The sequence below is a fragment of the Candidatus Pelagibacter sp. HIMB1709 genome (genome assembly GCF_052047635.1).
Taxonomy (GTDB): Bacteria; Pseudomonadota; Alphaproteobacteria; order Pelagibacterales; family Pelagibacteraceae; genus Pelagibacter.
The window spans coordinates 842021-857194 of sequence record NZ_JBNAJW010000001.1 but is presented as its reverse complement, the minus strand read 5'-3'; the positions used below and the strand labels follow the sequence as shown (position 1 = coordinate 857194).

General features: G+C 32.1%; 12 protein-coding genes. 11 read left to right on the top strand and 1 reads right to left on the bottom strand.

Features of this window, described 5'->3' with window-relative positions; translation table 11 throughout:
* Positions 1-11: 11 nt before the first annotated feature.
* Positions 12-1505 carry a CoA-acylating methylmalonate-semialdehyde dehydrogenase gene (locus ACTTAR_RS04645; RefSeq protein ID WP_440697841.1) on the bottom strand — a complete coding sequence of 498 codons (1494 nt, stop codon included), beginning with the start codon at positions 1503-1505 and terminating at the stop codon, positions 12-14.
* Positions 1506-1688: 183 nt separating this feature from the next.
* On the opposite strand from ACTTAR_RS04645, the gene ACTTAR_RS04640 reads away from it, so the two are divergent.
* From ACTTAR_RS04640 to lpdA, 11 genes are all read left to right on the top strand, one after another.
* Complete coding sequence (locus tag ACTTAR_RS04640) at positions 1689-2834, top strand: iron-containing alcohol dehydrogenase (RefSeq protein WP_440698024.1); 1146 nt, start codon at positions 1689-1691, stop codon at positions 2832-2834.
* 56 nt (positions 2835-2890) lie between these two features.
* Positions 2891-3955 (top strand): TRAP transporter substrate-binding protein, encoded by a 1065-nt coding sequence (locus tag ACTTAR_RS04635; RefSeq protein ID WP_440697840.1) that lies wholly within the window; start codon positions 2891-2893, stop codon positions 3953-3955.
* Between the two features lie 81 nt (positions 3956-4036).
* Positions 4037-4606, top strand: coding sequence for a TRAP transporter small permease subunit (locus ACTTAR_RS04630; RefSeq protein WP_440697839.1), 570 nt, complete (start codon positions 4037-4039; stop codon positions 4604-4606).
* Positions 4603-5967 (top strand): TRAP transporter large permease, encoded by a 1365-nt coding sequence (locus ACTTAR_RS04625; protein ID WP_440697838.1) that lies wholly within the window; start codon positions 4603-4605, stop codon positions 5965-5967. The genes ACTTAR_RS04630 and ACTTAR_RS04625 overlap by 4 nt, the downstream gene beginning before the upstream one ends.
* A complete protein-coding gene (locus ACTTAR_RS04620; protein ID WP_440697837.1) occupies positions 5957-6430 on the top strand; it encodes a hypothetical protein in 474 nt (157 codons plus the stop codon). Before ACTTAR_RS04625 ends, ACTTAR_RS04620 begins: the two co-directional genes overlap by 11 nt.
* Positions 6431-6487: 57 nt before the next feature.
* Complete coding sequence (gene mdh / locus ACTTAR_RS04615; RefSeq protein ID WP_440697836.1) at positions 6488-7453, top strand: malate dehydrogenase; 966 nt, start codon at positions 6488-6490, stop codon at positions 7451-7453.
* Positions 7454-7455: 2 nt separating this feature from the next.
* On the top strand, positions 7456-8616 hold the full coding sequence (gene sucC, locus ACTTAR_RS04610) for an ADP-forming succinate--CoA ligase subunit beta (protein ID WP_440697835.1): 1161 nt from the start codon (positions 7456-7458) through the stop codon (positions 8614-8616).
* A complete protein-coding gene (gene sucD, locus ACTTAR_RS04605; RefSeq protein WP_440697834.1) occupies positions 8617-9492 on the top strand; it encodes a succinate--CoA ligase subunit alpha in 876 nt (291 codons plus the stop codon). It begins immediately after the preceding gene.
* A gap of 38 nt (positions 9493-9530) precedes the next feature.
* A complete protein-coding gene (locus ACTTAR_RS04600) occupies positions 9531-12449 on the top strand; it encodes a 2-oxoglutarate dehydrogenase E1 component (protein ID WP_440697833.1) in 2919 nt (972 codons plus the stop codon).
* A gap of 6 nt (positions 12450-12455) precedes the next feature.
* Positions 12456-13754, top strand: a complete 1299-nt coding sequence (odhB, locus tag ACTTAR_RS04595; protein WP_440697832.1) for a 2-oxoglutarate dehydrogenase complex dihydrolipoyllysine-residue succinyltransferase — start codon at positions 12456-12458, stop codon at positions 13752-13754.
* On the top strand, positions 13755-15155 hold the full coding sequence (lpdA, locus tag ACTTAR_RS04590) for a dihydrolipoyl dehydrogenase (protein WP_440697831.1): 1401 nt from the start codon (positions 13755-13757) through the stop codon (positions 15153-15155).
* Positions 15156-15174: the final 19 nt, after the last annotated feature.

Genomic DNA, 15174 nt, shown 5'->3' with positions numbered 1-15174 from the left:
TTTAAATTAACCTAGGATAAAACAGGAATTGTAAACTCAGGGCCAATATTGTCTTCACTCCATGTAACTGTTGCAGTTTTCAATTTTGTATAAAATCTAACACCCTCTGGTCCATGCATTGAATGATCTCCAAAAAGAGATCTTTTCCATCCCCCAAAGCTATGATACGCAACAGGTACAGGAATAGGAACATTTACCCCAATCATTCCTATTTTGGCATTTTCTGTAAAATGTTTTGCAATATTTCCACTTTTTGTAAAAACTGCAGCTCCGTTTCCTAATTCATGATCATTTACTAAATTTAAAGCTTCCTCATAAGTTTCAGCAGTCATCATACTTAACACTGGTCCAAAGATTTCTTCTTTGTAGATTTTCATTTCAGGTTTCACATCATCAAAAATAGTTGGTCCAACAAAATATCCATTTTCATATCCTTGTTTTTTAAAATTCCTTCCATCAGTTAATAATTTAGCACCTTCTTTTTCTCCACTATCAATATATCCTATTACTTTTTCAAAGTGTGCTTTATTATTTAGTGGTCCAAAATCACTTTTTTCATCAGTATAAGGACCAACATTGAGTTTTGCAGTTTCCTCTAATAATTTTGTTTTAATTTTTTCTTTTGTTTGCTTTCCAACACATACTGCAACAGAAATCGCCATACATCTTTCTCCAGCAGATCCAAAAGCAGATCCTATTATTGCGTCTGTTGTTTTATTAACATCAGCATCTGGCATGATCACCATATGATTCTTTGCTCCACCCAAAGCTTGTACTCTTTTATTATTTTTTGTACCTGTATGATAAACATATTCAGCAATTGGAGTGGAACCAACAAAACTTATTGCTTGAACTTTTTTGTTTTCCAATAATGTGTCCACTGCTTCTTTGTCACCATTTACAACATTCAAAACTCCTTCAGGTAATCCTGCTTCAATAGCTAACTCAGCTAATCTTATTGGACAACTTGGATCTTTTTCTGATGGCTTTAAAACAAATGTATTTCCACAAGCTATTGCAACTGGATACATCCACATAGGAACCATCGCAGGGAAATTAAATGGAGTTATACCGGCACAAACACCGAGAGGCTGTCTTAATGTATGCGAATCAACATTTGTTCCAACACTAGATGAGTGATCACCTTTTAATGAATTTGTAATTCCAGTTGCAAATTCAACAACCTCTATACCTCTTTGAATAGAACCTTTAGCATCTGCAATTGTTTTTCCGTGTTCCATTGAAACCATTACAGACAATTCTTCCATATTATTTATAAGCAAGTCCTTATATTTGGATAAAATTCTAGCTCTATTAATAGGAGTGGTTTTTGACCATTTTAAAAATGCTTTCGCAGAACTATCAATTGCTTTTTCAACAGTTGTTTTATTTGCTAATTCAACTTCAGCTATTTGTTCTCCAATAGCAGGATTGAATATAGGACCTATTCTTGATTTTTCATCACTATAAGCTTTTCCGTCAATAAAATGACTAATTTTTTTCATGATTTTTTAAATACAACATAAATTTTTTCATTACAAGTACTATTTCTTAAATGAGAAAAATATTATCATTTAAGAATTGACTCTTAATTTCAATTAAGCTTAAAATGAAATCAAAAAAATGAAAATTGAAGAAAGCAAATTTTGATTAAAAGAGATAATGTACGAGTATGCGTGCCAAGGTATATGCAAATTGGCAAAGGCAGCTTAAATGAATTACCAGAAATTTTAAGAATCATTGGTCCAATAAAATCAGTATTAATTGTAACAGATAAACAAATGGTTGAGTTTGGATATGTAAAAAAACTTCAAGGAATACTTTCAAATTCAGGATTAAAATCAAATATTTTTGATGAAACAATCCCCGACCCTACAGACACTGTGGTTTTAAATGGAATAGATTTTTTAGAGAAAAACAAAAATGATGCTGTTATAGGATTTGGTGGAGGAAGCCCAATAGATACAGCTAAAGCAATAGCCGTACTTTCTCAGCATAGTAAAAAAATTCAAGACTACAAACCTCCGTCAACTTTCGATAAAAAAGGTTTACCAATAATTGCAATACCTACAACCGCAGGAACTGGATCTGAAGTAACTCATCATTCAGTAATAATTGACACAAAAAGTAATAATAATGAAAAAATTTCTTGTAGAGGGGAAGGTTTTGTTCCTGTTGTTTCAATTATTGATTTTGAGCTAACATTATCTAAACCAAGAAGATTAACAATTGATAGTGCTATTGACACATTAACTCATGGAATAGAAGCATATGTAAGTAAAAAGGCCACTTTATTTTCTGACAGGATGGCACTGGACACTATTAGACTGGTTCAACAAAATATTTATGAAGTTGATGAAAATCCAAAAAATGTAAAAGCAAGAGAAGGTTTGATGTTAGCAGCAACATTGGGTGGTTTAGCTTTTTCTAATGCTTCTATTTGTTTGGTACATGGAATGAGTAGACCTTTAGGGAGCAATTTCAAAGTTCCTCATGGATTGAGTAATGCAATGTTGTTACCAACTATTACAGAATTCTCAATAGATCATGCAAAAAATAGATATGCTGATTGTAGTAGAGCCGGAAATTTTGCAAATATAGAGGATAATGATGATGTTGCATGTCAAAAATTAATTAAAGGACTTTATAAAATTAATAAAGATTTTGATGTTCCGTCTATGCAGGAATTTGGAATTAATGAAAAAAAATTTGAGGAAGAGTTAGAAAATATGGCGACAGATGCAAAGATTTCAGGTGCGCCAAACCTCAATCCAAAAGTGCCTACTATAAATGAAATGATTGATCTTTATAGAAAGGCCTGGAGGGCATTTTAAATGAGTTGGGAATGTTCTTCAAACTTAAACTCAACTCTTAAACAACGAGGGGTAAAATGAAAAAAATAATAAAGACATCTTTAGGTTTTTTTACTGTATTTACTTTACTTGTAACTTTTTCATTACAGCAAGTAATTGCAGCCGAAAAAATTAGATGGAAAGTACAATCTACTTTTAACACTGGTTGGCCTGCATTGGGAGATCCTGTTGCACGTTTATCGGATACATTGGATAGAGCTACTGATGGTAGAATTAAATTAAAAGTTTATGAGCCTGGAAAAATACTTCCACCATTAGAAATCTCACCTTCAATAAGTAAAGGAGATTTGCCAGCAGCTTATAACTATATGGCATATGATCAAGGTAGAATTCCAGCTGCAGTTTTATTTGCTGCTGTTCCATTTGGAATGGAACCTTGGGAATACGCAGCATGGTGGTTTGAAGGTGAAGGTGCCAAGTTAGCAAATGAAATATACAATAAACAAAATATTCAAGTATTATTGTGTAGTACAATTGGACCTGAAACTGCAGGTTGGTATAGGAATCCAATCACAAGTTTGGATGACTTAAAAGGCCTAAAAATTCGTTTTTCTGGTTTAGGTGGAATGGTCTTAAATGAAATTGGAGCTTCTGCAACGTTAATGGCTGGTGGAGAAATATTTGCAGCTCTAGAAAAAGGAACTTTAGATGCAACTGAATATTCTATGCCTGCTATTGATGAAGTTTTAGGATTTCATAAAATTACTAAGTATAACTTGTTTCCAGGTTGGCACCAAGTATCAACCTCAACTCATTTCATGATAAATCTAGATTTATGGAAGAAAATGGGGGCAGCTGACCAAGCATTATTTGAGATGGCTTGTACAGCAGCGGCAATGAGAGCAATTACTACTGGTGAATTTTTACAAGGAAAACAAATAGGAACTTTTCCTTCTAAAGGGGTGACCGCTGCTAGATTGCCTGATAGCGTTTTGAGAGAACTACAAAAAGTTAGTGCTAAGGTTATGGATGAACAATCTGCCAAAGATGCTGATTTTAAAAAAGTGTGGGAATCTCAACAAGCATTTATGAAAGAGTACGATGTTTGGCAAAAGTGGGGATATTTACCTCGAAACTTTTAGTATTTTAAACTTAAAAAGTTTAATATAATAAAAAAAGCGATCGGTTGAGTAAACCGATCGCTTTTGCTTTTAAAAAAAAATATGTCTAAAAATTTTTCCAAAGTAGAAAGTGTGCTTGATAAAAAACTTCAACTTAGACATTTACCTATAACTAAAGCAGTAGATAAATTTGTATTAAATATAGGGGAAGTTTTTAATTGGCTTTGGGTAATTTTAGTTGCCGTAATTATTCTCAATGTGGTTTTGAGATATGTATTTAAAAATGGCATGATTGAATTGGAAGAACTGCAATGGCATTTATACTGTATTGGTTGGTTAATTGGTTTATCCTCAACATATATAGTTGACTCTCATGTTAGAGTAGATGTTTTAAGCGAAAGATTGAACTATAGAAAAAAATTATGGTTTGAATTATTTGGTATTTTAATTTTGTTTTTACCTTTTGTAATTTTAGTACTTTATTATGCAGTTCCTTTTTTTGAATTATCATGGAATACAAACGAAAGATCAACATCAGCTAATGGTTTACCAGCTAGATGGTTTGTAAAAGGATTTTTAGTAATCAGTTTTTTTCTATTATTAATTTCTGGTCTTTCTAGAATTACAAGAGTAATCGCTACATTAAGATATGGACTGGAAACTAAAAAATGATTGAACTTGTAACAGAATATTTTTTAGCAATAGCTCTTTTTTTTAGTTTTATAACTTTAATTTTTTATGGATTTCCTGTTGCATGGACAATGGGTGGATTAGGTGTAATTTTCATAATCATCTCAATGCTATCAGATAGTCTATTTGACACTTTTTATGGTGTTGATTGGGGCTTTGCCTCAATGGTTGTTTATAGGCTATATGGAGTAATGGCTAATTGGGTTTTGGTTGCACTTCCTATGTTTATTTTCATGGGCATTATGATGGACAAATCTGGAATAGCAGAAGATCTTATGACAGATTTATCAAAATTATTTGGAAAAACGAGAGGTGGTCTTGCAATTTCAATTGTATTTATTGGAGTTTTGTTAGCTGCTTCTACAGGCATTATTGGTGCAGCGGTAGTATTACTAACAATATTAGGCATACCTTTGATGCTTAAAAATAATTATAATCCAGACTTAGCCTGCGGTGTTGTTTGTGCAACAGGTACTTTGGGAATTCTTATCCCCCCAAGCATCATGTTAGTAATAATGGGAGATCAAGTAAGAATTTCAGTGGGAGATTTATTCATGGGAGCAGTATTTCCCGGTCTTTTATTGGGATTATTATATACTATTTATATTTTTGTTTATGCTTACTTAAAACCGAAGGCAGCCCCACTACCAAAAGATGCAGAACCAGTAAACATGATTATAATTTTTAGAGTATTGAAGTCTATCATTCCACCAGCATTATTAATTTTTGCTGTATTAGGAAGTATATTTATGGGTATTGCAACTCCAACAGAAGCATCAGGAGTTGGAGCTTTAGGAGCATCATTACTAGCGATTATAAGAGGAAGATTGTCGTTTTCTGATTTAAAGCATGTAATAAGAAAAACAACACATACCACAGCCTATATTTTTGCTCTATTTGTTGGAGCAACAATGTTTGCTTTAGTTTTGAGAGGCTTAGGTGGAGATGAATTAATTGAAGGGGCTTTAAATGCGCTACCATTTGGAACAAATGGGGTTGTGATTTTTGTTTTGATAGTTGCATTTATATTAGGATTTTTTTTAGATTGGATTGAAATTACATTAATTATTTTGCCTTTTTTAGCACCTGTAATGATGAATTTAGGAGTCGATATGGTTTGGTTTATAGTTATGTTTGCGGTAGTTTTGCAAACATCATTTATTACACCACCAGTTGGTTTTGCTCTTTTTTACATGAAAGGTGTTGCGCCCCAAGGTATTACTATAACAAATATATACAGAGGCATAATTCCATTTGTTATTCTTCAGGTTATTGCTGTCATAATAGTTTTTAATTTTCCAGAGATAGTTACTTGGTTACCAAAAGCAGCTTATGGTCCATAAAATTAAAATATTAAACTTAATAAAAAAAATAAAATATTTAATTTTAATTTCTAATATATTTTTTTTTACTAATTTTGTTAAAGCTGAAACAGATTTATCTTTGCAAAAATATTTAGATAAGAATGATATTGAAAATGGAGAAACTCAAATTTATTTATTAAATAGATGCAGTGCAGTATATGCATATGCATCAGGGATTATTTTAAAAACAGATGCAGTGAGTTCTAAGAAATTTATTGAAATTTCAAATAATCTTTTATTTAAATCTGTTGAACTTATGGTGATTGAAAAAGAACAAAAGTTAGAAGACGCTCAAAAAAAAGCAGAAGAAATTAGAGAAAATTTGTTCAATAATTACACAACAGATGGCAAAAAAAATTGGAAAGAAAATAAATCATATTTTAAAGGGTCATATATTGCGAGTGACATGACGATCTGTTCCAAACTTACACAAGAAAAGTAGATTGGTTTAAATAGCTGTTGAATAATTGTTAATTATCAATAAAAGATAAATTCATTCATGAAAAAAAAAATTTCTTTGATTGGTGCAGGTCAAATTGGTGGAACACTAGCACATTTAATTGGAATAAAGGAGCTTGTTGATGAAGTTGTTTTATTTGATGTTGCAAGTGGAATAGCTAAAGGAAAGGCTTTAGATATAGCTCAATCATCATCAGTTGATGGATTTAATGTAAAATTATCAGGTACAGACGATTATAAAGATATTAAAGATTCTGATGTTATTATAATTACTGCAGGAGTTCCTAGAAAGCCAGGAATGAGTAGAGATGATCTTCTCGGCATAAATTTAAAAATTATTAAACAAGTAGCTCAAGGAGTAAAAGAAAACGCTCCGAATGCCTTTGTAATTTGTATCACTAACCCTTTAGACGTAATGGTTATGGCGTTTCAAAAGTTTTCAGGTTTGCCTGCAAATAAAGTTGTTGGCATGGCAGGAATTTTAGATAGCTCAAGATTTAAACTATTTTTATCCTTAGAGTTTGGTGTGCCTGTGAGAGAGATTGAAGCAATGGTTATGGGTGGTCATGGAGATACCATGGTTCCAATGCCAAGATTTACAAAAGTATCTGGCAAACCTTTATTGGATCTTGTGAAAGAGGGAAAAATTTCTCAAGAGAGAGTTGAAGAAATTAATCAAAGAACTAGAGACGGTGGAGCAGAAATCGTTAAGTATTTAGAAAAAGGTTCTGCTTTTTATGCACCTGCAGCATCAGGAGTTCAAATGGCTGAATCATATTTAAAAGATGAAAAAAAATTACTACCCTGTGCAGTACAATTAAATGGAGAGTATGGAGTAGAAAATGTTTATGCAGGAGTACCAGTTGTAATTGGCAAAGATGGAGTTGAGAAAATTGAAATAGTGGATTTAGATGAAAAAGAAAATAAAGAGTTCATGCACTCTATTGATGCTGTTAAAGCTCTTTGGGAAGCTGCTTCTAAAATAGATCCAGATCTTTCAAAATAATAATGAACATTCACGAGCATCAAGCAAAAGAAATTTTGAAGAAATATGGAGCAATAGTTCCAGCAGGAGTTTTTTCAACAAATGTTGATGACTTGATTGAAAAAGCAAAAAATTTAAAAACTGAAAAATATGTTTTAAAGGCTCAAATTCACGCTGGTGGCAGAGGTAAAGCCGGAGGAGTTAAAATTCTAAATACCCTTGAGGAATTAAAAAATTCGGCGAATGAGTTGCTTGGAAAAAAACTGATAACTCATCAAACTGGACCAGAAGGAAGAGAAGTTAAGCGATTATATGTGGAAGAATCTTCAAATATAGAAAAAGAATTTTATTTATCATGTTTGGTTGATAGAGCGAGTTCAAAGATTGCATTTATTTCGAGTGATCAAGGTGGAATGGATATTGAAGAAGTAGCAAGCTCAAATCCAGAAAAGATTATTACAACTAAAGTTGATATAGCTGAAGAAATATCAGATGCAGATTGTGAGGCAGTAATTAAAATTTTTGATTTAAACAGTGATGCAAAAGAGCAAGCGATTTCATTAATAAAATCAATTTATAAAATGTTTATTAGTACAGATGCAAATATGGTTGAGGTAAATCCTTTAATTTTAACAAAAGAGGGAAAGATTGTTTGTTTAGATGCAAAAGTTAATTTCGACTCTAACGCATTATTTAGACACCCTGAGATTCTAGAATTAAGAGATCTAAATGAAGAAGATCCTACTGAGATTGAAGCGAGCAAACATGATCTAGCTTATATCAAACTTGATGGAAGTATTGGATGTATGGTTAATGGTGCTGGATTAGCAATGGCAACTATGGATATCATTAAACTATATGGCAAAGAGCCAGCTAATTTCTTAGATGTTGGAGGTGGAGCTTCAAAAGAAAAAGTTTCTGCAGCATTTAAAATTATTCTTTCAGACAAAAATGTTAAGGGAATTTTAATAAATATTTTCGGTGGAATAATGAGGTGTGATGTACTTGCACAAGGAGTAGTGGATGCTGCAAAAGAAATTAATATTAGTGTACCTTTAGTGGTTCGTCTTGCAGGGACAAATTTTAAAGAGGGAAAAGAAATTTTAGATAATTCAGGTTTAAAATTAATTTCAGCAGAGAACTTAGATGATGCTGCTAAAAAAATTGTTGAGGCTATTCAATAAATGTCAGTTTTAGTTAATAAAGAAACTAAAGTAATTTGTCAGGGTTTTACAGGTGCACATGGAACTTTCCATTCTGAGCAAGCAATAAAATATGGAACAAATTTAGTAGGAGGTGTCACTCCTAAAAAGGGAGGTCAAAAGCATTTAGATAGACCCGTATTTAATTCTGTAGCCGAAGCCAAAGATGCAGTTGGGGCAGATGCCACTATGATTTATGTGCCTGCAAAATTTGCTGCAGCAGCAATTATAGAAGCTATTGATGCTTCAGTTGAATTAATTGTTTGCATTACTGAAGGTATTCCAATTCAAGATATGCTTAAGGTTAGAAAAAAATTACATGGCTCTAATAGCAGACTTATAGGTCCAAATTGTCCAGGAATTATAACTCCTAATGAATGTAAAATTGGAATTATGCCTGGTAATATTCATAAAAGAGGTTCAGTTGGAATAGTATCTAGATCTGGAACTTTAACTTACGAAGCAGTTGCTCAAACAACTGAAAATGGATTAGGACAATCAACGTGCATCGGAATTGGAGGAGATCCAATAAATGGCACAAATTTCATTGATTGTTTAGATTTATTTTTAAATGATGATGAAACACAATCAATTTTAATGATTGGAGAAATCGGTGGTTCTGCAGAAGAAGAAGCGGCAGAATTTCTGAAAAACCATAAGATTAAAAAACCAACAGTTGGATTTATAGCAGGAATAACTGCGCCACCAGGGAGAAGAATGGGCCATGCAGGTGCAATTATTTCTGGAGGTAAAGGTGGTGCTGAAGATAAAATAAAAAAAATGGAAGAATGTGGAATTACTGTTGCAAAATCTCCATCAATAATTGGCAAAACTTTATTTGATAAACTGTCTAATTGAAAAAATATTTTTAGAGAGATATATTAAATAAATAAAAGATGTCATCATCAAAAAATCTCGACTTCGAAAAAAGCTCGTTTTTGCATAAATCAAATAGTGCATTCATTGAACAAATGTACTTAAAATTTATCAATAAAGATAAAGATCTTCCAGAAAGTTGGTTAAATTATTTCGAGGGAATTGGCGATGAGTTAAAAGTGATTGCCAATGAAATAAATGGACCATCATGGAGTCCAGAGAAAACTAAAGTAAATATTGATGAGCTGCAAAAAAAAATAGAAGAAGATGAAAATAACAGCCTAAATAATGAAAAAATAGACACCTCTGAAAAGTTTAATTTTCAATTACTTTCAGACTCAAACAAAGATTCAATAAGCGCTGTTGCTTTAATTAGAGCATATAGGTTAAGAGGGCACTTATTAGCTGATCTTGATCCTTTAGGAATGAGAGAGTCTGAATATTTAGATGAGCTTCACCCGGAGTTTTATGGTTTTAAAAAAGAACAATACGATAAAAAAATTTTTCTAAATGGAGTAATAAATAAAAAGTATGCAAGTATTAGAGAAATTTTAAAGTTTATGAAAAAAACCTATTGTGGAAAAATAGGTTATGAGTTTATGCATATTTCAAATCCAGAAGAGAGAATGTGGTTTAGAGATAGGATTGAACAAGACGAAAATGCACTTCAATTTACAAAAAATGGAAAAGAAGCGATATTAAATAAATTAGTGCAAGCAGAGGGTTTTGAGAAATTTTTAGCAAAAAAATATGTTGGGACTAAAAGATTTGGTTTAGATGGTGGAGAAAGTTTAATACCTGCACTTGAACAAATAATTAAAATTGGTGGTCAAAAACAAATTAAAGAAGTTAAAATTGGAATGTCTCATAGAGGCCGATTAAATGTTTTAGCTAATGTATTACAAAAATCTTATAAAAGAATATTTAATGAATTTGCTGGAGAATTTAGTGATGAATCTGAAGATAGTGCTGGAGATGTAAAATATCATCTCGGAGCATCTTCTGACAGGCAATTTGATGGTAATTCTGTTCATGTTAGTCTTACGGATAATCCTTCTCACCTTGAAGCAGTAAACCCTGTGGTTCTTGGTCAAACTAGAGCAAAACAATTTTTTCATAAAGACAAAGAGAGAAATAAAGTTATCCCAATATTAATACACGGGGATGCAGCATTCGCTGGTCAAGGAGTAGTTGCAGAATGTTTTGCTATGTCGGGTCTTCCAGGACATAATACTGGTGGAACCATTCATATAATTGTTAATAATCAAATTGGTTTTACAACAAGTCCTAGGTTTGCAAGATCATCACCTTATCCATCTGATGTTGCTAAAATGGTTGAGGCACCAATTTTGCATGTCAATGGAGATGACCCAGAAGCAGTTGTTTATGCGACTAGAATCGCAACAGAGTTCAGATTAAAGTTTAATAGAGATGTTGTTGTAGATTTAATTTGCTACAGAAGATTTGGTCATAATGAGGGAGATGAGCCATCATTCACTCAGCCATTGATGTATCAGAAGATAAAAGCTCACCCAAGTGTTTATAAGATTTATGGAAGTAAACTAGTTAGTGAAAATACAATTACTAAGGAATTATTAGATCAAAATGTTAAATCATTTAAGGATTTATTGGATGATCAGTATAAAAGTGCAAAAGATTATAATCCTAAAATAGAATGGTTTGAGGGAACATGGTCTAGATACAAACCTGAGAAAGGTAAAGATAAAAGAGGAGTTTCAGGTTTCGATGAAGATAATTTAAAATTAATTTCAGAAAAAATTAATTCAGTACCAGTTGAAAAAAATATTCATAAAACTATTTCTAAAATTCTTAATGTTAGAAAAGAGTCAGTTGAAAAAGGGACTGGAATTGATTGGTCATCAGCTGAAGCACTTGCTTTTGGTTCGTTGTTGGTTGAAGGATATCCAGTAAGATTGGTTGGACAAGACTCTGGTAGAGGAACTTTTAGCCAAAGACATTCGGTTTTAAGAAATCAAGTTGATAACTCTAGATATATTCCTTTAAATAATATTTCAAAAGATCAAAAACAATTCGAAGTTGTTGATAGTTTTTTATCTGAGCTCGCAGTTTTAGGATTTGAATATGGATATAGTTTAGTTGAACCAAACACTCTTACAATTTGGGAAGCACAGTTTGGAGACTTTGCTAACGGAGCACAAGTAGTAATTGACCAGTTTATAGCATCTGGTGAGAGAAAGTGGAATAGAGCTTCAGGGATTGTAATGTTGTTACCTCATGGATACGAAGGACAAGGTCCCGAACACTCGTCAGCTAGATTAGAGAGATTTTTACAGTTATGTTCAAATGATAATATGCAAGTCATGAATTGCACGACTCCAGCAAATTATTATCATGCTTTAAGACGTCAAATGCACAGAGATTTTAGAAAACCATTGATAATAATGACGCCAAAATCTTTACTTAGAAACAAATATTGTGTTTCTAATTTAGAAGATTTTAATAAAGAAAATACATTTCATAGAGTTTTATGGGATCATGCGATTGATCCAAAATCAAAAGGATTTATTAAACTTAAACAAAGCTCAGAGATTAAAAAAGTTATTTTGTGTTCAGGAAAAGTTTATTTTGACTTGCTAGATGCAAGAGAAAAATTAAAAAGAGATGATGTTATTATGTTTAGGATAGAACAACTTTATCCTTTTCCAGCAAAAGCTTTAGTAAATGAACTTAAACCTTATGCAGAAAATGCAGAATTTTATTGGTGTCAAGAAGAACCTAAAAATATGGGTGCTTGGTTTTCAGTTAGAGATTATATTCAATGGACATTAGATACTTTAAAGGCTAAATATAATAAAATTTCTTATATAGGAAGAAGCCCTGATGCAACTCCAGCAACTGGATATGCAAAAAGGCATAATTCTCAGCAACAAGAAATAATAAATAAGGTATTCGAATAAATTAAAATGAGCGAAAAAATTGTAGTCCCAGTTCTTGGTGAAAGTATAACAGAAGCAACCGTAGCAAAATGGTTAAAAAAGGCTGGTGATAGGGTAGAAGCTGATGAGCCAGTTGTTGAACTTGAAACTGATAAAGTAAATTTAGAAGTGCCATCACCCACATCTGGTGTTTTAACAGAAATTAATTCAGCAGATGGATCAGTTGTTGAAGTTGGTGCGTTACTAGGCTCTGTATCAGAAAATGGAAATAAAGTTGTTCCTCCAAAAAAGAAAGATGAGCCAAAAAAGTTAGCTGAAGAAACTAGAGAAACAAATGTAATTAAATTAGATACCAACAAAAAAGAACCCAAAGTATTTGAAGAACCAAAAACAGAACAGAAGAAACTTGAGCCATTAATACTAACTGAAGAAGTGGTAGAAAATAAGCCTGTTGTTGAGGAGATAAGAAATGAAACTTTATCACCAGCTGTTAGAAAAATTGTAGCTGAAAACAATATAGATATTGCTTCAGTTCAAGGTTCAGGAAAAGATGGAAGAGTATTAAAAGGTGATCTCATTAGTTTAATGGGAGCAAATCCAAAACCTTCAGAGAGAAAAATTCAATATGGTCAAGAAGAAAGAATTAAAATGACCAGATTGAGACAAACTATTGCCAAAAGACTTAAACAAGCGCAAGAAAATGCTGCTCTATTAACTACTTTTAATGAAGTTGATATGTCTACTATCATGGAGATGAGAAAAGAAAATCAACAAGATTTTCAATCAAGATATGGAATTAAATTAGGTTTTATGTCTTTTTTCGTTAAAGCTTGTGTGGTTGCATTAAAACATTTCCCTGCAGTTAATGCTGAGATTGATGGTGATGAAATAATATATAAAAATTATTACAACATAAGTTTTGCAGTTGGTACAGATAAAGGATTGGTAGTTCCAGTTTTGAGAAATGCAGACGAACTTTCGTTTGCAGATATTGAAAAAAATATCAAAGATATTTCTGAAAAAGCTAGAGATGGAAAATTAACAATAGAAGATCTGCAAGGTGGAACATTTACTATTAGTAATGGTGGAGTATATGGTTCAATGTTATCGACTCCAATTTTAAATTTACCACAATCAGGTGTTCTAGGTATGCATAATATTGTTGAAAGACCTGTGGTAGTAGATGGTGAAATAAAAATAAGACCTATTATGTATTTAGCTCTTTCATATGATCACAGAATTATTGATGGCAAAGAATCTGTTTCTTTTTTAAAAATGATTAAAGAAAATCTAGAAGATCCTAGAAGATTGTTTTTGGATATATAAATGTCAGAAAAATTTCAAGCTGTAGTTATTGGAGGAGGTCCTGGTGGTTATGTTTGTGCAATTAGACTTGCACAATTAGGTTTAAAAACAGCATGTATAGAATCGAGAGGTTCGTTAGGTGGAACTTGCTTAAATGTTGGCTGTATACCCTCAAAAAGTTTATTAAATCTTTCTGAAGAATTTCACAAAGTAAAAAATTTATCAAATAAGGGCATCGAGATAGGCGAGGTGAAACTTAACCTTGAAAAGATGATGAAAAGTAAAGATAAAGCAGTAACAATATTGACCAAAGGTGTTGAATTTCTTTTAAAAAAAAACAAAGTTACTTATTTCAAAGGTCATGGAAGCTTTAAATCAAAAAATCAGATCTCAATTAAAGATGACAAGAATAATGAGACAATTATCGAGACAGAAAAAACAGTTATAGCAACTGGATCTGTGCCAGTTTCATTACCTGGAATTGATATTGATGAAAAAGTAATTGTTTCCTCTACAGGGGCTTTAAAATTAGAAAAAGTACCAAATAAAATGGTTGTAGTTGGAGGTGGCTACATTGGTTTAGAGATGGGTTCAGTTTGGTCAAGATTAGGTTCAGAAGTTCAGGTCGTAGAATTTTTAGATCATATTACACCTGGAATGGATAAAGAAATTTCATCTGAGTTTATGAAAATTTTAAAAAAACAAGGCATTAAATTTAATATGCAAAACAAAGTTGAAACAATTAAGAAAAATAAAAACGGAGCAGTTGTTTCAACAGTAGATAAAGATGGCAATAAAAACAATTTTGAATGTGATGTGGTGTTAATTTCTGTTGGAAGAAAGCCAAATACTGATGGATTAAATTTAGATGCAGTAGGAATTGATTTAGATGAAAGAAAAAGAATAAAAACTGATAAAACTTTTAAAACAAATGTCGAAAATATTTTTGCTATTGGCGATGTAATAGTAGGACCAATGCTTGCTCATAAAGCTGAAGATGAAGGAATTGCAGTTGCCGAAAATATTGCAGGACAATCAGGACATGTGAATTATGATACAATTCCTGGTGTTGTGTACACTACTCCAGAAGTTGCATCTATAGGAAAAACAGAAGAACAATTAAAAGAACTTAATCAAAAGTATAAAGTTGGTAAATTTTCATTTATGGCAAATTCTAGAGCTAAAGCAATTGATGATGCAGAGGGATTTGTAAAGCTATTAGCAGATGAGCAAACAGACAAAGTATTAGGAGCTCATATTATAGGTCCTCATGCAGGAGAGTTAATCGCTGAAATAGGTGTGGCTATGGAATTTGGTGCAAGTTCAGAGGATATAGCAAGAACATGTCATGCACACCCAACTTTTTCAGAAGCAGTTAAAGAAGCTGCATTATCAGTAGATAAAAGAGCAATACACTCTTAATTTTTTTTCATATTATAAA